General features: G+C 36.6%; 19 protein-coding genes and 1 tRNA gene. 11 read left to right on the forward strand and 9 right to left on the reverse strand.

What is annotated here, in order from left to right; all coding sequences use genetic code 11:
• Positions 1 to 2: 2 nt before the first annotated feature.
• The 7 genes from APB85_RS01330 to APB85_RS01360 all read left to right on the forward strand — a co-directional run bounded on the left by APB85_RS01330 (position 3) and on the right by APB85_RS01360 (position 12,272).
• Entirely contained in the window at positions 3 to 1,472 is a 1,470-nt protein-coding gene (locus APB85_RS01330; protein ID WP_057480357.1) for a RagB/SusD family nutrient uptake outer membrane protein, read from the forward strand.
• A gap of 16 nt (positions 1,473 to 1,488) precedes the next feature.
• On the forward strand, positions 1,489 to 2,217 hold the full coding sequence (locus APB85_RS01335; protein WP_160319223.1) for a DUF4843 domain-containing protein: 729 nt from the start codon (positions 1,489 to 1,491) through the stop codon (positions 2,215 to 2,217).
• Positions 2,218 to 2,260: 43 nt separating this feature from the next.
• Positions 2,261 to 3,805, forward strand: coding sequence for a PKD-like family lipoprotein (locus APB85_RS01340; protein WP_057480359.1), 1,545 nt, complete (start codon positions 2,261 to 2,263; stop codon positions 3,803 to 3,805).
• 85 nt (positions 3,806 to 3,890) lie between these two features.
• Positions 3,891 to 6,161 carry a DUF4350 domain-containing protein gene (locus tag APB85_RS01345; RefSeq protein ID WP_057480360.1) on the forward strand — a complete coding sequence of 757 codons (2,271 nt, stop codon included), beginning with the start codon at positions 3,891 to 3,893 and terminating at the stop codon, positions 6,159 to 6,161.
• Between the two features lie 19 nt (positions 6,162 to 6,180).
• Positions 6,181 to 7,143 (forward strand): ABC transporter ATP-binding protein, encoded by a 963-nt coding sequence (locus tag APB85_RS01350; protein WP_057480361.1) that lies wholly within the window; start codon positions 6,181 to 6,183, stop codon positions 7,141 to 7,143.
• Positions 7,143 to 9,404, forward strand: coding sequence for a Gldg family protein (locus APB85_RS01355; RefSeq protein WP_057480362.1), 2,262 nt, complete (start codon positions 7,143 to 7,145; stop codon positions 9,402 to 9,404). Before APB85_RS01350 ends, APB85_RS01355 begins: the two co-directional genes overlap by 1 nt.
• Before the next feature lie 51 nt (positions 9,405 to 9,455).
• The gene (locus tag APB85_RS01360; RefSeq protein WP_057480363.1) at positions 9,456 to 12,272 is read left to right on the forward strand and encodes a M16 family metallopeptidase; all 2,817 of its coding nucleotides are present in this window, start codon (positions 9,456 to 9,458) and stop codon (positions 12,270 to 12,272) included.
• Between the two features lie 117 nt (positions 12,273 to 12,389).
• Here the strand turns inward: APB85_RS01360 and APB85_RS01365 are convergent, their stop codons facing one another.
• Both APB85_RS01365 and APB85_RS01370 read right to left on the reverse strand, forming a co-directional pair.
• A complete protein-coding gene (locus tag APB85_RS01365) occupies positions 12,390 to 12,737 on the reverse strand; it encodes a hypothetical protein (RefSeq protein WP_057480364.1) in 348 nt (115 codons plus the stop codon).
• Between the two features lie 443 nt (positions 12,738 to 13,180).
• A tRNA-Leu gene (locus APB85_RS01370) sits at positions 13,181 to 13,262 on the reverse strand.
• A gap of 111 nt (positions 13,263 to 13,373) precedes the next feature.
• On the opposite strand from APB85_RS01370, the gene APB85_RS01375 reads away from it, so the two are divergent.
• The 4 genes from APB85_RS01375 (at position 13,374) to APB85_RS01390 (ending at position 17,461) form a co-directional block, all read left to right on the forward strand.
• Positions 13,374 to 14,765, forward strand: a complete 1,392-nt coding sequence (locus APB85_RS01375; protein WP_057480365.1) for a dipeptidase — start codon at positions 13,374 to 13,376, stop codon at positions 14,763 to 14,765.
• Positions 14,766 to 15,016: 251 nt separating this feature from the next.
• Positions 15,017 to 15,862: a universal stress protein gene (locus APB85_RS01380; protein ID WP_057480366.1), complete on the forward strand. Its 846-nt coding sequence runs from the start codon at positions 15,017 to 15,019 to the stop codon at positions 15,860 to 15,862.
• 13 nt (positions 15,863 to 15,875) lie between these two features.
• Positions 15,876 to 16,328: a DUF1801 domain-containing protein gene (locus APB85_RS01385; RefSeq protein ID WP_057480367.1), complete on the forward strand. Its 453-nt coding sequence runs from the start codon at positions 15,876 to 15,878 to the stop codon at positions 16,326 to 16,328.
• Between the two features lie 128 nt (positions 16,329 to 16,456).
• A complete protein-coding gene (locus tag APB85_RS01390; protein WP_057480368.1) occupies positions 16,457 to 17,461 on the forward strand; it encodes an ion channel in 1,005 nt (334 codons plus the stop codon).
• A 437-nt stretch (positions 17,462 to 17,898) separates the two neighbouring features.
• Here the strand turns inward: APB85_RS01390 and APB85_RS01395 are convergent, their stop codons facing one another.
• The 7 genes from APB85_RS01395 to APB85_RS01425 form a co-directional block, all read right to left on the reverse strand.
• Positions 17,899 to 18,414 (reverse strand): hypothetical protein, encoded by a 516-nt coding sequence (locus APB85_RS01395; protein ID WP_057480369.1) that lies wholly within the window; start codon positions 18,412 to 18,414, stop codon positions 17,899 to 17,901.
• A 131-nt stretch (positions 18,415 to 18,545) separates the two neighbouring features.
• Complete coding sequence (locus APB85_RS01400; protein WP_146256357.1) at positions 18,546 to 19,313, reverse strand: hypothetical protein; 768 nt, start codon at positions 19,311 to 19,313, stop codon at positions 18,546 to 18,548.
• Positions 19,314 to 19,529: 216 nt separating this feature from the next.
• Positions 19,530 to 20,345, reverse strand: a complete 816-nt coding sequence (locus tag APB85_RS01405; RefSeq protein ID WP_057480371.1) for a M23 family metallopeptidase — start codon at positions 20,343 to 20,345, stop codon at positions 19,530 to 19,532.
• Between the two features lie 43 nt (positions 20,346 to 20,388).
• Positions 20,389 to 20,607, reverse strand: coding sequence for a hypothetical protein (locus APB85_RS01410; protein ID WP_057480372.1), 219 nt, complete (start codon positions 20,605 to 20,607; stop codon positions 20,389 to 20,391).
• Between the two features lie 77 nt (positions 20,608 to 20,684).
• Positions 20,685 to 20,954, reverse strand: a complete 270-nt coding sequence (locus APB85_RS01415; protein WP_057480373.1) for a hypothetical protein — start codon at positions 20,952 to 20,954, stop codon at positions 20,685 to 20,687.
• Positions 20,955 to 21,115: 161 nt separating this feature from the next.
• Positions 21,116 to 21,523 (reverse strand): hypothetical protein, encoded by a 408-nt coding sequence (locus tag APB85_RS01420; RefSeq protein WP_057480374.1) that lies wholly within the window; start codon positions 21,521 to 21,523, stop codon positions 21,116 to 21,118.
• Positions 21,508 to 22,059, reverse strand: coding sequence for a TIR domain-containing protein (locus APB85_RS01425; RefSeq protein ID WP_057480375.1), 552 nt, complete (start codon positions 22,057 to 22,059; stop codon positions 21,508 to 21,510). The genes APB85_RS01420 and APB85_RS01425 overlap by 16 nt, the downstream gene beginning before the upstream one ends.
• Between the last annotated feature and the right edge of the window lie 128 nt (positions 22,060 to 22,187).

Consider the following 22,187-nt stretch of genomic DNA (forward strand, 5'->3'; position numbering starts at 1 on the left):
TTATGAAAATAAAAATTCAAAATATATTACTGGGATTATTTGGCTTCTTCTCGCTCACTTCATGTGAACCAGAATGGCTGGAGGAAACTACTTCCTTGCAAATACGAGCCGAAGAGCAATTTAAATCTGAAGAAGGATACAAGGATGCCTTAATTGGTGTTTATATCGGAATGACAAATCCTAATCTTTATGCAAAGGATTTATCCTGGAACCTGGTTGATATATTAGGTCAGCAACATGCCGATCTACCAAACCTAGCTCTTTATTCAGACGTACAACAATTTGAGTATAGAACAAATCTTTCTACCCCCCAAATTGATGGAATCTGGCAAAAATCATATAATACTATTGCTAACATTAATATAGCTTTAGATTATATAGATCAGAATAGTGAAGTACTTCACCCTCTAAATTATAATCTGATAAAAGGTGAACTTCTTGGACTTAGAGCGTTTTTACACTTTGATTTACTAAGGTTATATGGTGTTGAAGGAATGTCCAATCAGAATGTTTCAGGCGAATTAGCAATCCCGTATATCCTTGACTACTCAAAAAATATTACTCCACAGCTAACCTACGCTGAAACTTTCAATCTTATGGAAACGGATATTCAGGAGTCTTTGGAGCTTCTACAAAGCGATCCTATTTACAGTGCGGTAAATTTGGATAGCGATGAGTTTGAAGAAATTAACCGGGATAACTTCTATGACAATAGGGAGCAACGCATGAATTATTATGCGGTAAAAGCACTGCAGGCAAGAGTACTCCAATGGCAGGGAGGTACTGATAACCTTTTCGAAGCAAGGCTTGCAGCCCAGGAAGTTATTGATGACGCTCCGTTTGCTTTGGTTAACTCTGAATCCTATAATGTTAGCAATGATCCCATTCTTTATCCGGAAATTCTTTTCTCATTGGATGTAACCGGCCTTGCCGATTTAGCTAATCCCTATTTCGATGCCAGCTCCAATACTAACTATGATGCCCTCTTTTATACCGAAGCAATGGCCACCGATATCTTCGAAACTCAGAATGTTAATATAGGGGTTGCCGATGTTAGATATAATACCATGTTAACAGGTCAAACAAGAGGATTAGTTAGTACAAAAATAATTCAACGTTCTAGTGCTTATCCTAATCAGGTTCCGTTAATTAAACTTCCTGAAATGTATTATGTAGCTGCAGAAGCCTATATCAGCTCAGGTGAATTGAATAAAGCGGCACAGTATCTTAATGATGTACGTGCTAGCAGAGGAATTTTAGAACCTATTGCTGATACTCTAAATGGTGAAGAAATGGAATTAGAACTAATGAAAGAATATCGTAAAGAATTCATCAGTGAAGGGCAGTTATTTTATTTCTATAAAAGAAATGGATTGACCCAAATCCCAGGTGTTTCGGAGACTGTAATCATGGACGAAGAAGAGTATGTACTCCCTATTCCTGATAATGAAATTGAATTTGGTAACCGGTAATTTAAAATACAAAACAATGAAAAAATTTAAGTACATAGGACTCCTTTTCCTTACTATGGCTTTAACCCTTTCTTGCGAAAGGGAAGAGATAATATCCTTTCAGGCAAATGATGCTATTAATTTTTTAGATGAATCCGTCACCTACTCCTTCCTGTCGAATCCAGGTGATGAATATATCCAGGAGATAGAAGTTCGAATAATGGGAATGGCCAAAGATTATGATAGAAATTTTGAGGTAGAAATCATCGATGATGAACTAACCACTGCTCAAGCCGATCAGTTTGAAATTATTGACGGAGTAGTTAAAGCTAATAAATATACTGGAACACTCTCCATAAAAGTTTTTAACTCTGCTGAATTGGCTGAAGAAGAGGTTTCTCTTCATCTCAGACTTTCCGATTCCCAAGATTTCAAAAAAGGAAATATTGAATCTTCAAAATTCCTTTTAACCTGGACGGATAAAGTAGTAGTCCCGAATTGGAGATGGTATTCATATTTCTTTACCAGGGTTCCAAGCACAGAAGCTTATAGAGCTGTAGTAGCCTCAACCGGTCTAGTACAATTCGAGATTAGCGATTATTTAGCCCTTGGTCCAACTGGTGCAGAAGCAATGGGAACTCAGTTTGGTGATTATGTTAAGCAGTGGAACAGGGATAATCCTGACAATCCTTTACGTCATGATGATGGTCCTCTTGCAGGCGAATTGATAGAGCCAATCTACTATACTAAATCCATTTTTGATTAAAAATTAATTGAGGAGGAAATCTACCTCATAAAAATATCACGATATGAAATTATTTAAATACCTATTTTTCATAAGTGTTCTGGCAGGGGTTTTACAATCCTGTTTTAAAGATACCAGCACGCTTGATATAAATGAAATAACCGGGGTAGAAATCGATACCACCGGAATGAGCTCTCTTTCAGTTTACCAGTTTGATACTTTAAACGTGGAACCGAACCTTAATATCGGGAATCTTTCAGAGTCAGATCTTCTTTATGAATGGAAGATTAACCTTAGACCTAATGACACCGTTTATGAGGTGATTAGTGAAGAAAAAAATCTGGAATACGAGATTAATTTCAGACCGAATACCTCTGGACAAACCCATCAGCTATACTATACTATAACTGACCTTACGACTGGTCTGGATTATATAATGACATGGCCGGTTACTGTTAGGAATAACATTGGAGAAGGTTTAGTGATTGCGGAAACCCCCGATGGAGTTAATACCGATATCAGCCATATTATGGCCCCGCAGGTTACTCCAGATTATGATAAAGTTAGTGTAAAGCATAATATTTATTCTATTCTTAATGGATCAACCCTCCCAGGCTTGGTTAAACAGATGAGATTCGCAAAAATTTATGGTGTAGACGCTATTATGGCCATTACTGATGAAGATTTCTATCGAATAAATACCCTTGATTATTCTTTCGGAGGCATGAATGATGATTTGTTCTTCGGTAGTAAGCCGGAATATAACCCACAGGCTCTTGGAGCCGTTAGTCAGAGTGATATTTATATTGGGAATAACCAGTTAACGGCAACTTATTTGGGAGCTTCGCGAAAGTTTGCTTTACCATTTGACACCTCATACCAGGTACCTGATCACGTTGCCTTTAATCCTTTTACGTATTATCCGCTACCGGTAAGGATTAGTTTCTATGATGAATCCAATGACCATTTCGTCTACCTGCCATCACTTTCAGCCTGGGGAGATAACAATATGTATGTAACTCCAAACAGTGAAGAAGGCGTTTTCAACCCTTCAAACTTACCAAACAAAGTGAATTTAGCGGCTAGTGTTAGTACCGATGGTGATTTCCGTCATATTCTCAAAGACCAGGAAACAGGAGAAATAGCTTTATACGTTCTTGACGGTGGTCAGGATGGGTTCCCGACCGTAGGTCCCCCTGCACCGAAAAACCTTTTCAGCTTAGCCAATGCCCCTGGTATTGAAGAGGCCGATAATTTTACCTTCCTGGATAATCAAAAGGTTCTTTACTATACCTCTGGAAATGTGTTATACGCTATGTTATACAGTGGTAATGAACCGGTATTTGAAGAAAGGTATAAATTCTCTGATGCCGAAGAAATAACTACAGTTCAGGTTTACCGCCAGGCGGATTATCCTTTCCGTTCCGAAGGTTTTGACCCTCCTTACATCAATACAAATAACAAGCAACTTATCGTTTCAACCTATGGTTCTGAAGGAAAAGTATACTTGCTACCATTTGTTAATGCAGGGGTAGGGAATATTGATGACAGTAACATTCAAGTATTTGGAGGATTTGATCGAATTACCGCAATTACAACTCAGTTATAAAAAAAATTCGGATTTAATTTAATAAAGGCATCACCCTGGTGGTGATGCCTCTTACTCACACGCATACCGAAAATCAAAAATTTACATGAAGAAGATATTTAATATAGCCAGGCTGGAGCTAAGCATTCTGTTTTATTCTCCCATAGCCTGGATAATCTTAATAATTTTTACAATTCAAGCGGGGATAACTTTTGTCGACCTCCTTGAAGCCCGGGAGGCTAGTCAGCAACTTGGCAATGACCTTAAAGGGCTCACAATGGATATCTTTGGAGGTGGCAGAGGATTTTTTGCTGCTGTTCAAAATAAACTCTATTTATATATTCCATTATTAACGATGGGCCTCATGAGCCGGGAAATCAGTAGCGGTTCCATAAAATTATTATTCTCCTCACCTGTTACTAATAAACAAATCATCCTTGGGAAGTTTTTGTCAATGATGATCTACGGTCTCCTGTTAATTGCTGTACTGTTACTTATTATAGGTATCGCAAGTTTTTCAATTGAAGCCATTGATATTAAATTTCTACTCGGAGGTCTATTAGGATTGTATCTACTTATTTGTGCCTATGCAGCTATAGGTCTGTTTATGTCAAGTCTTACCTCCTACCAGGTAGTGGCGGCAGTTAGCACTCTCGCTGTGCTGGCAGCTTTGAATTTTGTTGGCACCATTGGTCAGAGTATTGACTTTGTAAGGGATATAACCTATTGGATTTCCATTGAAGGTCGGGCAAATAACTTTTTGAATGGCCTGATTAGTTCAAAAGACCTACTCTATTTTCTATTGGTAATTGGTTTTTTCTTAACCCTAACAATAATGAAGTTGAATAGTGGAAGGGAAGTAAGATCTACCATTACCATAGCCTCACGCTATGCCCTATTAATTGTAGGTGTTTTAGCTATCGGTTACATTAGTTCCCTGCCTGCTTTAAATGGTTATTACGATACTACCAGATTTAAAGACAAAACCCTTACCGATAACAGTATAGAACTGCTGGAAAAACTGGAAGAACCCATAACCATTACTAATTATGTGAATGTAATAAACAGTTTTGCACATTTGGGGTCACCAAAATGGAGGATTTTTGATTTACAGCAGTTTGATCAATACACCCGCTATTTACCAGACCTCGAAATGAAATATGTTACCTATTATGATTCGACATTGAATTCACGGGATAACACCCCAATGACTTTAGAAGAACGAGGACAAAGAGCGGCAACCGCCTATGGTTTTGATTTTGAAAAAGCTTTGAAACCTGAGGAAATACGCGAAAAAATAGACTTACGCCCGGAAGAAAATTTATTTGTGAGAACGGTAGAGCACAAAGGAAAAACCTCCAACCTCCGTATGTTCTATGATATGTATACTTACCCTCATGAAGCTGAGATCTCAGCTGGTATAAAAAGACTTCTACAGGATCCCCCCGTAATTGGCATCCTAACCGATAAAGAAACAAGAAGGATAAACCTAACGGGGGATAAGCATTATAAAGATGTCACAAACACCCTTACTTCCCGTTACTCGCTAATTAATCAAGGTTTTGATATAGACGAAGTAAGCTTGGATGACCCAAAACCCATTCCCCATGACTTAACGGCTCTTGTTCTGGCTGACCCAATGGAGGAATTTTCTAAATCAGAACTGCAAAAGCTTAGAAACTACCTCAAACAAGGAGGGAACCTCTTAATTGCAGGGGAACCAGGAAAACAGGAATTGCTTAATCCTTTGCTCAAAGAACTCGGTCTTGAATTTACCCCAGGCACCTTGTTACAGGAAAGTGATAAATATGAACTAGATCTTATCCAGGCAACTTTAGCTGAAGAAGCAGATTTTATTCACCTTGATTTTTCTGATAAAGATGTGATTAGTCTTCCTGGTGCTGTAGCTATAAATCGTATTGATACCACCGATAGTTTTGAAATGACCCCGCTGCTTCATACAAACCCGAAGCAAGTTTGGAATAGAGATACCCCTTTTGATCTGGAAACAGATTCAATAAGTTTTAATCCATCTACAGAGTCCAGAAACTACAAACCAGTTGCTGTAGCCATGGAGAAGAAAGTGGGAGAAAAAAATCAAAAGATTGTGGTTATTGGAGATGCCGATTTTATGAGTAATGGAGAATTGGGACGATTTAACCTCAGGACAAAAAATTCAAAGTTCGTAACCAAATTACTTAACTGGTTTAGCGACTATGAATTTCCTATAGATACTACCAGACCCGAACCAATTGATAATAAAATTCTTGTAAGCCAGGAAAAAATTTCATGGATTGAAAAATTCTTATTAGGAATTATGCCTCTCTCACTTGCTTTCGCTGGTGGCTTCCTGTTAATATCACGTAAAAGAAATTAAACCTTTTAAAATAAAAACAATGCAAGAAAGTATTGCTCAAATTAAGAACCTTTCACATCGCTACAGTAAAGACTGGGCGATTCAAAACATAAATTTTGAAATATCAAATCATGGAATTCTTGGCCTGTTAGGCTCAAACGGTGCCGGAAAATCTACCACTATGAATATTCTCTGCGGCGTAATTAATCAAACAGAAGGAGAAGCCTATATTGATGGGATTAATGTTAGAGAAAATCCGGTTGAAGCGAAAAAACTTATAGGTTTTTTGCCTCAAAAAGCACCCCTGCACCCGGAGTTAACGGTAGACGAATATCTTACTCATTGCGCCCACATGAGGTCTATTCCCTCTAAAGACATTAAACCTGCTTTAGAATATGCTAAGCAAAAATGCGGTATCTCTCATTTCAGTAAAAGAGTGCTGAAAAATTTATCAGGAGGATATCAACAAAGGGTTGGGCTGGCTCAGGCAATAATCCATAATCCAAAATTGGTAGTTCTCGATGAACCCACCAATGGATTGGATCCAAACCAAATTCTAGAAGTAAGGAAATTGATAAAAGAAATCGCTGAAGAAAGGGCCGTAATTTTGTCTACCCACATACTTTCAGAAGTTCAGGCCACCTGTGATGATATCGTAATGATTGAAAATGGCCATATCGTATTCCAGGATACCCTTCACGCCTTCAATAATTACATTGAGCCAAATAGCCTAATTATGGATTTTGAGGAAATTCCAGATAAAAATGAAATTTTGAAAACACCGGGAATTAGCGAAATCGAGACTATAAACAAAAATCAGGTTAGATTGAAGTTTAACTCTGGTCCTGAAGTAACCCAGGAATTGATAAAAGCTAGTGTACAAAATAACTGGAAGCTAACAGAAATATATTTAGAAAAGACCTCCTTAGATAGTGTTTTTGCCCAGTTATCTAAAACTCCACAACAAACTTACAATACCAATAAAAACAAAATTTCAGCCTAATGAAGAAAATTTTTAAAATTGCCAGGCTGGAATTGAGTATTATGTTTTATTCACCCATCGCCTGGTTGTTGCTCATAATATTTATTGTTCAGACTGGTTTGACTTTTACTGATCTCCTGTACAGCCAGGAAACGAATCAACAATTAGGTCGCCCTTTAAATGTGCTTTCTAAAGTTCTGTTTGCAGGTGAAGATGGGATTCTAACTACAGTTCAAAAAAACCTCTACTTATATATCCCTCTCTTAACAATGGGGCTTTTTAGTAGGGAAACTAGTAGTGGATCTTTTAAGCTTTTGCTTTCATCGCCTGTAACGGTTTCCCAAATAGTACTCGGAAAATTTCTTTCCATGATGATTTATACCCTGTTATTAGCTCTGGTTCTGGCTACTTTTATAGTCTCAGGAGTAGTTTCCATTGAAGCTCTTGATATTAAGTTTGTATTAGGGGGAATTTTAGGAATTTTTCTGCTTATGTGTGCCTATTCAGCAATAGGTTTATTCATGTCAAGCTTAACAACATATCAGGTTGTAGCAGCAATTAGTACTCTGGCCGTTCTCGCAGCTTTAAACTTTATCGGTGAAATTGGCCAGGCCTATGATTTCGTGCGGAATATCACTTATTGGTTTTCAATTTCTGGTAGAGCTGACCACATGGTTAACGGCCTAATAAGTAGTAAGGGCCTTATATATTTCTTTTTAGTGATAGCTCTTTTTCTAGGACTCACCATAATAAAGCTAACCAATGAGAGAAAGACAAAAAGCAATTCCCGAAAAATCCTGGAGTATTCTGGAGTAATTATTACGGTAGCTGTGATTGGGTATATTACCTCCCTCCCATCTTTGAATCAATATTATGATACAACACGATTTAAGGATAGAACCCTAACTGAAAATTCACAGGAAATTATTAAAAAAATAAACCAGCCTCTAGAGATCACTACCTATGTAAACGCTGTTCACCACAGCGCTCGCTATGGAGCCCCAGAAAATAGGATAAAAGATCTCAATAGGTTTGAATCTTATAGAAGATTCCTTCCAGGTATGGAAATGAATTATGTGACCTACTATGATACCCTGGTTCGATATAATGACACCACCAAAACCTTACTCGAAAAAGCTGAAAAAGCAGCTTCAGCACATAAGTTCGATTTTGATGATATGTTACCTCCGGAAGAGATTAAGAAAAAAATTAATTTAATTCCTGAGAATAATCGGCTGGTACGAATGGTGAAAATTGGCGATAAACAAACACCATTGCGAATGTTCGATGATATTTATGTGTATCCCAACGAAAGTGAGATTACTGCAGCCCTGAAACGCCTGGTTTATGAGCCCTCAAAAGTAGGAGTACTAACAGGACAAATGGAAAGAAGCATAGAAAGTATTGGCGATAATGGTTATAAAATAATAACCAATGGGGTGAACGTTCGTGGGTCTCTAATAAATCAGGGATTTGAAGTAATGAATGTTCCCGCCACAGCCGCCAAATTCCCTGATGATTTAGATGTATTGGTTATCGCAGATCCTAAAAAAGAATTTTCTCCTGAACTGATAAGTAAACTGGAATCCTATATAAATAATGGAGGTAATCTTGTCATATCCGGTGAGCCCGGACGCCAGGAAATTCTTAATCCATTTTTAAAGCAGCTCGGTGTAGCTTTTGCCCAGGGAACACTTCTTCAGGAAACCGAAAATTATGAATTGGATTTAATTCAGGCAAAATTCACTCAACAAGCTGCAAAATACGGTTTCGGATTTTATGAAAAAGCACTTGTTACTTTGCCCGGCACCATGGCAGTAACCTATGCAGATACTGCAGGCTTCAATGTAGAACCTATTCTTTTCACCAATAAAGAGCAGACCTGGAACAAACTTGGAGAATTCGATCTGGACACCGAGAATATCAGGTTTGATCCCGAAAATGACCAGAAACTGGCTACCCCTGTTGCTTTAGCGCTAACTAGAGAAACTGAAAATGGCACCCAGAAAATTATGGTACTGGGAGACTCTGATTATATGAGCAACAGTGAAATGAACCGGAATAATATAAATACCGTTAATTCCTCTCTCGCAGTAAGAATGTTCCGTTGGTTCTCTGATGGAGAGTATCCGGTAAATACGGGGAGAACGAAAGCCATAGATACGGTAATTAAACTTGACCGAAATCAGATTCAATGGCTAAAAGGAGTTTATGCGGGTATTATTCCAATTGCCCTGGGAAGTTTAGGAATGATAATCCTTATAAGAAGAAAAAGAAATTAAACATATGCCGTGAGAGATTCAATTGTTCTCTCACGGTTATCAAAAATAACTATGAAAAAATATTTTAGTTTACTGATGTGTGGCCTGCTGGGCGCTTCAGGATTTTCACAATCTCTTGATGATATTCTGGAGAAACAGGAAATCCCCTTAAATTCAGATATAAAAATTGGCAAACTCGAAAATGGGTTAACCTACTATATAAAAGAAAACAAAGAACCTCAGGAAAGAGCTGAGTTATATTTGGCTATAAAAGCAGGATCGCTTCAGGAAAATGATGACCAAAAAGGTTTAGCACACTTTACAGAGCATATGGCTTTTAATGGTACTGAAAGTTTTCCAAAGAACGAACTTATAAACTATCTCCAAAAGGCAGGAATAAGATTTGGTGCCGATCTCAATGCCTATACAGGCTTTGATCGTACGGTTTATCAATTACCCCTACCAACCGATGATGAAGCTCTTTTTGAGTCCGGTTTTAAAATACTTTCTGAATGGGCCGGTGCAATTTCATTTGAAGCAGAAGAAATAAATAATGAACGTGAAGTAATTGTAGAAGAGGAACGTCAAAGAGGAAAAAATGTTTCTGAAAGAATAAGTAAACAGCTGCTACCAGTACTACTGAAGGATTCACGCTATGAGGATCGTTTGCCAATTGGTGAAGTAGAGATTATTAGAAATTTTGATCACCAAACATTAAAGGATTATTACAAGGATTGGTATAGACCGCACCTTCAGGCAGTAATTGCCGTTGGGGACTTCGATAAGGATAAGGTAGAGGCATTGATCAAAGAAAACTTTTCAGATCTAAAAACCGGAGAAAATCCTAAAAAACCGGAAATCTACTCCATTCCTTCTAACAAGGAACCCCTGGTGAAAATAGTTACCGACCCTGAATATCCGTATACAGTTGCATCTCTGATGTATAAGCACCCCGGAACTTCGGTAAAAACAGACAAGGATTTCAGAAATTCGATAATGAGAAGTGCTGTCAATAGTATGCTGTCCGCCAGAATTCAGGAAACTACTCAGGCTGGAAATGCTCCTTTCCTTCAGGCTGGTGCATCCTACGGGGCTTACCAGGGAGGTATGGGAGACCTGGATGCTTTTTCTATCCAAGTGGTAGCCAAAACCCCTGAAACGTTGGAACCCGCTGTAAAAGGTATTATGGATGAAGTTCTGAAAATGAAAACATTTGGTTTTACCCAATCGGAGCTGGACAGAACTAAGTTGAATTTTAAAAGAGCGGTGGAACAAAGCTATAAAGAGAAAGATAAAACTGCATCCAAAGTATATGTAAACCAAATTCTGAGCAATTTTCTTAAAGGTGAGGCTGTGATCGATATGGAGTACTCCATGGATTTCTATAATAAATATCTTGACGGAATAACCCTGGAAGAAGTAAATCAAATGGCTATTGAGTTTATTCGGGATGACAACCAAATAATTCTTCTTCAGGCCGCAGAAAGTTCTAAAGAACAACTCCCTGATGAAGCCACACTTACTGACTGGTTTTTAAATTATACCGGAGATTTTGAAGCATACCAGGATGAGATTTCTTCCATACCTCTTTTGGACAAAGAGCTTAGCACCGCCGGGATCACTTCTAAAAAGAAAATTAAGGAATTGGATGCGACAGAGATAACTCTGGAAAATGGAATAAAAGTTATTTTAAAATCAACAGATTTCAAAAGCGATCAGGTATTATTTCAGGCATTTAGCCCGGGTGGATATTCTCTAGCTACTGAAGACTTAATTCAATCAGCAAAAATAGCAGACAACCTTATTGCTTCATCCGGAATTGGAGAATTTAATGCCATTCAACTTAAAAAGAAGTTAGCGGGAAAATCACTTTCCCTCTCTCCCTATATCAGCACTTATACTGAAGGAATAAAGGGTAAAACTTCCAGCGATGATCTTGAAACCTTATTAAAACTTACTTACCTGTATTTCACCGAACCGCGAAAGGATTCACTTATCTTCCAAAATTTAAAAGATAATTACAAAGTCGCAATTGAGGGAAAATCCAGTAATCCTGTAGCTGTATTCCAGGATACAATTAATACCGTTATGAGAGGAAAAGGTCCCTGGGCGCTGGATCCTGAGGTTGACGATATTGAAAACTTTTCATTGGATCAGGCCTACAAATTTTATCAATCCCGTTTCCGGGATGCAGGAGATTTCACCTTTGTTTTTGTAGGTAATTTCCAAAACCAGGAAGTGATTCCTCACCTGAAAAAATATCTTGGTTCTCTTCCTTCCACAGGATCAAAGGAAAAATTTAAAGATGTGGGGATTGCACCAATTCAGGGAAAAGTAAATAAAGAAATAAAAAAGGGTCTTGAAGAGAAAGCAATGGTAGTATTAACCTATCATGATACCTATAAGCATAACCAGAAGAATAATCTTCAACTTAAAGCTATCAAATCGGCTTTGGAAACCAGACTTTTAAAGCGATTGAGGGAAAAAGAAAGCGGTGTTTACAGCCCCTCTGTAGGACTTAGCATTGTGAAAATTCCTAATCCTTATTATACTTTTTCAATTTCATTTAATAGCGCTCCCGACAGAGCAGATGAATTGATTGAAGCTACAAAAGAAGAAGTCGATAGAATGATTGAAGATGGTCCCTATGAAGAAGAACTTCAAAAATTTATTGCACAGGAAAAACGACAGAAGGAATTACAGCTTCGTTCAAACTCCTATTGGCTTAGCTATATTAAAGGAGTATATTCTAAGAGTATAAAAAGGGATTATATAAATCAATATGAAGATTATCTGGACAAACTTAAGCCTCGAAATTTAAAGAATGCTGCAAAGAAGTATCTTTCGGTAGATGGTCAGGCGCAACTAATCCTCTTACCCCAGGATTAATAACTAAGAGTTTTGTAGATGGTTTGGTTAGTTTGAAGAACAGGTCTCTTTTTTGAGGCCTGTTTTTTTTGTAGATTCTGAGTGCTACCTAACTTGAAAAGATAGCTTCGGTGTACTCTATTCTGGTCCCTTTATTGACCACGCTCTTACTACATTTTCATTATTGAGATATATCGTATCACTATTGGAAAAATAAGGTTGCTCCTCGATATTGGAAAAGAAATCCTCCTGGATAATCATCTCTTCTGAACTTAGAAAAATAGTCTCATCCCCCTCATAAGTAACCTCTTTCAGATCTTCCAATCTTATTGCGATAGCTTCAGTCATTTTGATCTGAAAAGGCTGCGCTTCGACAATGACATAATCCTGCTGTAGGTCTTCTGATTTATTTTCACTAGGATCGATACTAGCCTTAGAACAGGATACAAGTCCAATCAAGACCAATTGTAAAATAATTTTTTTCATTATTTTAATCCTTTGTAATAATTGCTTTTTATCAAATATAGGCTTTATAATTAGCTTTTTTTATTGATTTACCCAATATTTTACAAAAATTAAATCCAAGAATTGTTTGTGAATTTCCGATTTTTTAAACGTAATGATTTAAACTTTTTCTAGGAATAAAAAGGGTGGTAGATGTTTGTTTTATGAAACATTACTAACTATAACCTAAAAAAAGGACTGTAGTAAAATTAGTTGCCCGTGAAGGCCTTATTTGGACAGAAAAGTTAGAGCTGAGGAGGCCGGAACGTAGATTTTTTCTATTTCTAACCCTAATAATTTTTGCATAATACTGAAATCCAACAACCTTTGGACGTGATCCACAAACAGGCTCGTTCCTTGACACGTGTTACCTCTGTGTTACCCCAACAAAAAAGCCGACTCTTTCAAGTCGGCTTATCCCTTTGTGCGGGCGGAGAGACTCGAACTCTCACACCGTAAGGCACTAGATCCTAAGTCTAGCGTGTCTACCAATTCCACCACGCCCGCATTTCAATATGTGTTGCTTTAACTAAGCGGATGCAAATATACATAAATGTTTCAATTCACAAATAGTCTGGAAATATTTTTTTTACCTTTATCTCAGTTAAAATTTCTAGTATGAAGGATATTAAAAAATATGTTGAGGAAAATAAAGAAAGATTCCTTGGCGAACTCATTGATTTACTGAAAATTCCATCCATAAGCGCCGATTCTAATTACAAGGATTCCATGATAAAAACCGCAGAAGCGGTGAAAAAAAATTTATTGGAAGCCGGGTGTGATTCCGCCGAAATTTGTGAAACTCCGGGTCATCCTGTTGTTTATGGAGAAAAAATAATAGATAAAAACCTGCCTACCGTTTTAGTTTACGGTCATTACGATGTGCAACCACCAGATCCTTTAGATCTTTGGAACTCCCCACCTTTTGAACCGGTAATTAAAGAAACCGAAATTCATCCTGAAGGTGCTATTTATGCCCGTGGCGCCTGTGACGACAAAGGCCAGATGTTTATGCACGTAAAAGCGTTGGAATATATGACCAAAAACAATGAGCTTCCCTGCAACGTGAAATTTATGATTGAAGGTGAAGAAGAAGTTGGCAGCGAACACCTGGGCTGGTTTATAGAAAACAACAAAGAAAAACTTGCCAACGATGTGATCCTTATTTCAGATACCGGGATGATCGCTAAAGACACCCCTTCTATCACCACGGGACTTCGCGGACTTTCCTATGTGGAAGTTGAAGTTACCGGGCCAAATAGAGACCTGCATTCTGGTTTATATGGTGGCGCTGTGGCAAATCCTATTAACATTCTTAGTAAAATGATCGCATCTTTAACCGATGAAAATAATCATATAACTATTCCCGGTTTTTATGATAAGGTTGAAGAATTAAGCAAAGAAGAACGCGCTAAAATGGCGGAAGCTCCTTACGATGAAGAAGCTTACAAGAAAAAAATTGATATTGATGATGTTTATGGAGAAGCCGGTTATTCTACTTTAGAGAGAGCCTCTATTCGCCCAACTTTAGATGTAAACGGAATGTGGGGTGGTTATATTGGGGAAGGCGCAAAAACCGTACTTCCTTCAAAGGCTTACGCAAAGATTTCTATGCGATTGGTACCCAACCAGGATTGGAAAGAAATCACCCAGCTCTTTAAAAAACATTTTGAAAGCATTGCGCCAGAGGCGGTAACCGTTGAGGTAAAACCTCATCACGGCGGCCAGGGTTATGTAACTCCAATAGATAATATTGGCTACCAGGCAGCGAGTAAAGCTTATGAAGCCTCTTTTGGAAAAACCCCAATTCCGCAGCGTAGTGGTGGGAGTATTCCTATAGTCTCGCTTTTTGAGAAAGAACTAAAAAGTAAGATCATTTTAATGGGCTTTGGTTTTGATACTGATGCCATCCACTCCCCTAACGAACATTTTGGCGTTTGGAATTATTTAAAAGGCATAGAAACTATCCCCTGGTTTTATAAATATTTCACCGAGATGAGCAAGGAGTAGATGCTCTCTCGGCTCATTCTTTGTATAAATATTGTACAAGTGAGGTGGTTTGAAATCACACGTTAAGCTGAACTTGTTTCAGCTTCTAAGATGAACCAGTTATTCACAACTTAGATCCTGAAATAAATTCAGGATGACGGTAAACTTCAAACCACCTCATTTTCTTTAAAACTGCTTTCAGAAAAAAGCGAAATTTCAGGAAATTAGATTTAGTATATTTACAGGGATTGCTTACTAATGCTTTCTAAACTATGGAGAAAAAAATACTCATACCTTCCAATTTTACCAAACACGCCTGGAATACCCTCGTTTATGCTTTAAACCTTTATAAAAGTGTGCCCTGTACCTTTTATATTCTAAATGCTTATAAAATACCTACGAGAATTTCCCTGAACCGAAATCAAAGTGCCGAACTGGAAGCCGCAAAAGCCGAATCTGAAAAAGGCTTGCATAAGATCATGCAGGGTTTAAATTTTAGAAAAGAAAACGAGAAGCATACTTTTGAAACTATTTCCCGCAATAAAGACCTTGCTGATGCCATTCAGGAAACCGTAGACACCCATAAAATAGACCTGATCTTGATGGTTTCACGGGGAGAAAATGTTTCGATTAACGCCGCTTTTGAAAACGAAATTTCAGAGGTAATTCAAAAGGTAGAAGATTGTCCTTTTTTGGTGCTACCCGAGCAAATGCAGGATCTGCCGGAAACGAAACGGGAAATTGTTTTTCCTACCAATTATAAATTTCCGTTTAAAAATAAAGAGGTGGCTGCACTTATAGATATGGCCAATAATTTAAATGCAAGCATCAGGATTCTTTATATTGACAGCGATGGGAGACCGCTTAGCAAAGAGCAGGAACAAAATATGGACATGCTAAAAACTTACTTTACCGAAGTAGATTTCAGCTTCCATAAACTCACGCAAACTACCGTTACTACCGGAATTCATCTATTTATTGAAAGCAGGGAAAGTAGTTTCCTGGCCCTTTATAAACGCAAACAGGGCTTTTTTAGCAAACTCTTCTCACAAAGGTTTAAAGAGGAAATTGATTTTAATCCGAAGGTACCGGTATTGATCTTAAAGGAACTGGAATAAAACTTAGCTATTTATGGACCTCAACGCCAGTTCTGTTGAAGATTATATCTCGAAAGTTCCGGAAGATAAAAGATCGGCCATCATCAGGCTTCGGGAAATAATTAGGGAAAACATTCCAAAAGGTTTTACAGAAACTTTAAACTACGGAATGATTGGCTATGTAGTTCCTCACAGCATTTATCCCGGCGGATACCACGTGGACCCTAAATTACCTTTGCCTTTTATCAACATTGCTGCGCAAAAGAACTTTATTGCGCTTTATCACCATGGAGTATATGCTAATCCCGACTTGCTGCAGTGGTTTAAAGAGGAATATGCAAAATTACCCCTCAACAAACTGGATATGGGAAAAAGCTGCATCAGGTTTAAAAACCCGGAAAAAATCCCCTTCGAATTAATTGGAACACTGGTTTCAAAAATTACCGTGCAGGATTGGATTGATCTCTACGAAAGCCAATTACGGTAATTAGAATTATTAATTATTTACCTTTCATCTTTACATTCTTTCACAAATAATTAAGCTTCCTTAAACACAGGTTTTCCTTATTACTTTCTAATTTCAGGCTGCAAAATCTAATCAATCTACTAATAGAAATGAGTTATCTGCTGGTTCCTTTAGGGATATTTATCCTTCTAATTGTCCTAATAGACATCTTTAAAACTATTCTTTATATAAACGGTGGCGGAAGGTTATCTTCCTTTACCGCCAGGAAGATCTGGTGGGTTTATTTCAAACTAGCCCGTGGAAATGGCAGATCGCCCATCTTAAATTTCGCCGGCGGTACCATTTTAATGGGGCTGGTTGGTATGTGGATCTTTCTTATTTGGACGGGCTACAGCTTGATCTATCTTTCAGATCCCGGCTCTGTGGTAGATAGCGCTACTGGCCAAAATGCCGATATTATCGGAAATATTTATTATGTAGGTTATACGCTTACTTCTTTAGGAAATGGAGATTTCCAATCGGGGTCAGATATTTGGCGCATTGTTTCCAATATTATGGGAGTGAACAGTATGATCTTTATAAGTTTGGGAATTTCATATTTACTTCCCGTACTCCAGGCGGTTGTAGACAAAAGAACCCTGGCTGTTTATATTTATCAATTAGGAAAAACCCCAGAAGAAATTATTGAAAATGGATATGATGGCGAAGACTTTACCCCGCTATACTCCCGCTTTCAGAATTTAGAAACTATGTTATTGAAACACGGGGAGCATCACCTTGCCTACCCTATTCTGCATTATTTTCACACCAATAAAAGATCACATTCCACCCGGTTAAATCTCGCCATTTTAGATGAAGCTTTAAATATTCAGGACGCCTATAAATTAGATAAATCGGCAAATGCTTACACCTGGGGCGTGTTAAGAGGCGCTATGGATAATCTTGCGGTGAGACTGGCTGAAGGTTATTCCTCTATTGCCAATGATCCGCCAGATTTTAATTATTTTGATAGCCTGCCGGGTCAATTAAAAGAAAATTTTGAAGAAGACCCCGGGATACCCAGTGATGAGAATTTTAGTAAACGTCGCGGAAGATTATTAGGTTACATCAAAAAAGCCGGCTGGGATTGGGAAGATGTGGTTGAGGCTAAGTAAGCGAGTTTGAAATTTGTTGTTGAAAGCTTATTTTAACCGTAAGTTCAAGACCCAATTCAAAAACTCTGAAAAACGGCAGTATTGACGTTTCAAAGCAGCGCTTTGGAATCTTTTTCCGCAGTATAAGTTTTGTTTTGCGTTAAAAAATCTTGAAGCCCTGGAAAGATTTTAGCAAAATAAAACTGGTTTTCAGCTTCGCTGAAAAATACCTTGGAAAAAGCGCCTTTTCTTTTGTTTCGTTTTCGCTTGTATCCGACGAACACAGTGAGAGGAATACATAGCTAAGAAAATGAAAAATAAGCTTTTTTAAGCACCTAAATTAAATAACTGATATTCAGAATCATATCAAATTACGTCAGTTCGAGTGATTTTTTAAAGCCGGAGCATTAAAAAATCGTATCGAGAACTCACTTCCTGCTACTCGATCTCCCGTATCCCTACTTTAAATCAGGTTGCAAGGCAGCTGGCTTCTCGTTTCTTCCTGCATTTACTCTTTTAAAAGAGGCCATTAACAGCACATAAAAAACAATAGAAAGGATAATATCAAAGAAAAATTCCCCCGAATCTTCCCCAAAGAAATCATTGATGGTATACCAGAGATCTAGCGGAATCACGAACATAAATATTTTAAAAACCAGTCTTATCAATACAGCGAATAAAACCAGCCGAAGTCCGTTTACAAACGAGAGCGAAAAATAGCGTTTTAGGAAATCGCGGTTATCTCCTTTTTCATTTTCCTGAAATACTGAATAAGTTCCTACAATGGTGATCAATAACTCCAGGATAATATAAGCGACCTCCCAGCCGTAATGCGAAAAATCATCTGTTTCGGGAAAAAAGGAGGCTAATGTGAGCATTACTAGGAAAACCAGTAAGTACTGGTAAGAAATTGATTCGGTGATCTTATTTTCAATTAATAGTCGTTCCAGTTTTTTGAGGTTAAGCCAGATCATAAATTAGGGGTTAAGTTTTGCTGTTAATAGTTGGTGCGGTAGGAATATTGGTTTGTCTTATTAGTATTGGTTTGTTAGGCAAATTGTTTGTTTTCTTTTTAAGGCTGCCGGCTTTTGGTGATGAGCCATTGTTACCACACGTATGAATATTCGTATTTAGTAATGAACGTTATCTTTCCATTATGAATTAATCTTTTCTCAATGAAGTTATTTTTCTCATCATATTCATATTCAATTTTAGTATCATCCGTAAGTTCAGGCTTACCATTTTTGATTTTATATTTTTCAATACTAATACGGTCACCTTTGGAATTATAATTGGAATTGTAATAACTTGTAAGTTCATTTTTAGCATTGAACCATTTTGACTGAATTTTGTTTTCTTCACTATCATAAAAAAATTCAATCCTATTTGTTTGAATTCCGGTGCTGTCATAACTTATAAGTTCTTTCTCATTCCATTTATCGTTAAACTCTAGGACAGCATTTTCTTTGAAGCTACCATCACTATATTCCCCAATTATTTTAGCTGTTCCAGTCGCCCTGTTGTAAATCGTTTTTGTTGTAAATCTCCTAAATTCACTGCTATAGGTTTTTTCAATTTGGTTGCCGTAATCATCATATTTATAATCAATTTCTATATTTACTGTACTGTCCCTATTGAACATAATAGATCTTATTAGATTGCCATTTTTATCAAATTTATAATAAGTTCCCCCTGTACTTCGAGAGCCGTCAGATTTGTACATCAATGTCTTTATTTTCTTTCCTTTAGAATCATAGAAATCAATATTCATATAAGCCAAATTCTTAGTAGGAATACTGTCTTCGTATTTTACTCTGTATGTAGTTGTTTTAACCTCTTTTGGCTTTCCGTTAAACCCATCGAATTTGTTCAAAAATTGCAGACCTGAATTACAGCTAACGAATGCAAAACAAAAAAAGAAGAGAATTTTTTTCATATGTGTGGTATCGGTTGCGGTTAAAGAAAGTTGATAGAGTAAGGGACGCGGCCCCGCTAGCTATCGGGATATTGGTTGGTTTGTTGATCAAGATGATTATTTAGTTTCTAACGCTGCCGGCTATTTGCGATGACCCTTTGGTTGTTGGTAGTTTTAGTAGTTTCTAATGTATGTTTCATTTCTAACTAAATATTGTGATTTGTCACCATCATTTACTTTGAATTTTGTCTTAAGAGTTTCTCTACTTTGTAATTTTTGTAAATATATCACCAAGTGTAGGTGAGGATTTGTACTCCAACCTACATTACCGCTATAAGCAATTGTACTTCCTTTTGTTATGCTATCACCTATTTTTACATTTGCCCCACCTTTTTTAATATGTGTGTACTCAGCAAATGTCCCGTCAGAATGATATATAGTTATAAAGTTATTGTACTTCTTACAAGATTCTTCACCACAGTTTTTTGAATTTTCATCTTTCACATTAATTACCACACCATCTCTAACGGCTTTAATTTCTGTGCCAACAGGCATCTTAAAATCTAATGCATTCTGATCTTGATGAGAAAAATCGCCATTGTACCCTTGTTGTACGGTAAATGAATTGGTTTTGGAAAATGGTAAGTCGTATATATATTCTGAATCGAACTCTTCCAGGTTATGATCTCCTAAATTTGATTCATATGTATACTTAAAATTGTATCCTTTTCGAGCATCTTTTACAGTTAGATGAGTCAGCAACTGTTTTTGTTTTAATGGATCGATTAAATAAAATTGATTGTTTCCACCTGAAATATCCAAATTTGTTGCTTCAAAGTGAATCTTTACTGTTGCCGGGCAATATTCTCCATTGTCTGCGTACATACTATATCCGGAATCAGTTTTTTCATAGTAAATCTTAACCTTGTTATTGGCGTAATTAGAAATGGTTAATAACAAGGCTACAAATATTGAGAATTGTTTTTTCATGTTTAAATTGGATTATGTTTAAAATTATAGCCAACGGTTGCGGTTAAAGAAAGTTGATGGAGTTGAGAACGTGAACTTGCCGTCTTAGTTTATTGATCAAGTTGTTTTTTTTCTCTTTCCTAAGTTCGTTAATTCCCTTTATAGCGATTCCAGCACTTACTACTGAACCGGCAATCCCCATAATATTATTTCCATTTATCGTTAGAAATATGCCGGCAATAAAACCGATGATTCCAATACTTATTAAAGAGACTTTCTGCATAGTATTTTTGTTCTAATTCATAGTTTAAATTTTTTTATCACCTCAACTTCCTTAAAATTTTCATCTACTGCCTGTCCTTATTTAGAACAGGACCTAAGCATTTTCCTGGCATTCCTGGATTTCATTTCTTTCTTTGCTTCATTAAATCCCTTCCAAAAAATAAGTAATAAGGGTAAAAATGCTAATGGAAGAAATGTAGTAGCCATTATATTATTCATAAAGATGGTAATTAATGAAGAAATTACCATTACGATTATTAAACCTAAGAAAATGGAGAAAAACGTTGCCTTATCCCTGTATTCCTTAGTCAATTCATCATCGGTCAATACTTTTAAGTTCTTTTTCATAAAGGTTATTTATTAATTCTTTTGCTAAGGATTTCTATTATAACAAGTTGCGGAAGTAAGTACACAGACTTGGCGAGTTACCATTTTCTTTCCTGGTTTCTAAGATTATAATTTTTCGAGGATACCCGGCATTAGCCGTGAACCGATGTTAACAGTAGTGTTTAATTGTAATATTTTAATAGGAATATGGCAGCAATAATGACCATATATATAGGACCTATTGTTATTGAAAATAAGCACCTAAACCAATTTATTTTTTTCTTTTCAACCTCTTCAATATTCAAAGAAAAAGGTTCAATATTTTTACTATCAGCACTAACAAGTTCATATAATTTTCGAAATTGTTTTTCTCTACTTAAATAAAATGCATCTAAACTCCAGAATATTGGAACACCCAAAAATAGAATTGAATATGAAATTGAATCTTCTTTAGAAATTGCAAAGATTGCTGAAACCAATGTTATTGTCCAGCCTTTAATGTAGAACGAATTGGAATTCATTCTGGTAATTATATTTTGAAGAAATTCAAGATGCTTTATCTTAATATCCAAATTTATTTCTTTAGCCATTCTTCTAAATCAATTTTTTTATTCTTAAACTCTACGTAATAGCTTCCGATTGAATAATTATATTCTGTTTTTATAACTGGATAAATTTGCAGGTATTCATTTCCAGGCCAGGTGCTATCAATTTCAACAATTGGCATTATTGCAATATCATCCGAGAATTTATGAGAATCTCCATAACCTAATTCCCAATTGCACCATTTTGAATCTATTGCATCTTTAGTAGCGAGAAGGATAAACTTTTTATTCTCGATTATTTTCTTTTTTATTTTTATCGCAGTTTCACCAGATGTAGTTTTTGGCATTTCATCATCTTGCCAATCAACATAAACATCTACTCCAATATTTTCTAAAAGTTTTATTACCTTTTTTAAAATTTCTTCTTCATTATGTTTATGAGAAAGAAATACAGTAACCAAATTCTTTTCTGTTCCTTTTTCATTTTTAGCCTCTCTAAGAAGAATATTACTTATTCTTGTAAGTGGTAAATCAAAATATGAAGTTTCAAATTTGTTTAAATGGTTCTTTGTTATAAGCATTATTTCACCTTAAACTTTATAGCTAACGGTTAGTATATGATAATTAGGCGATTGCAAAACGCGAAACTTTCGGTCAAGCACAAAATTTGATGTGAGCCAAAAGACTCGTTTTAATACTATTACGCTTT

Source organism: Salegentibacter mishustinae (genome assembly GCF_002900095.1).
GTDB classification, from domain to species: domain Bacteria; phylum Bacteroidota; class Bacteroidia; order Flavobacteriales; family Flavobacteriaceae; genus Salegentibacter; species Salegentibacter mishustinae.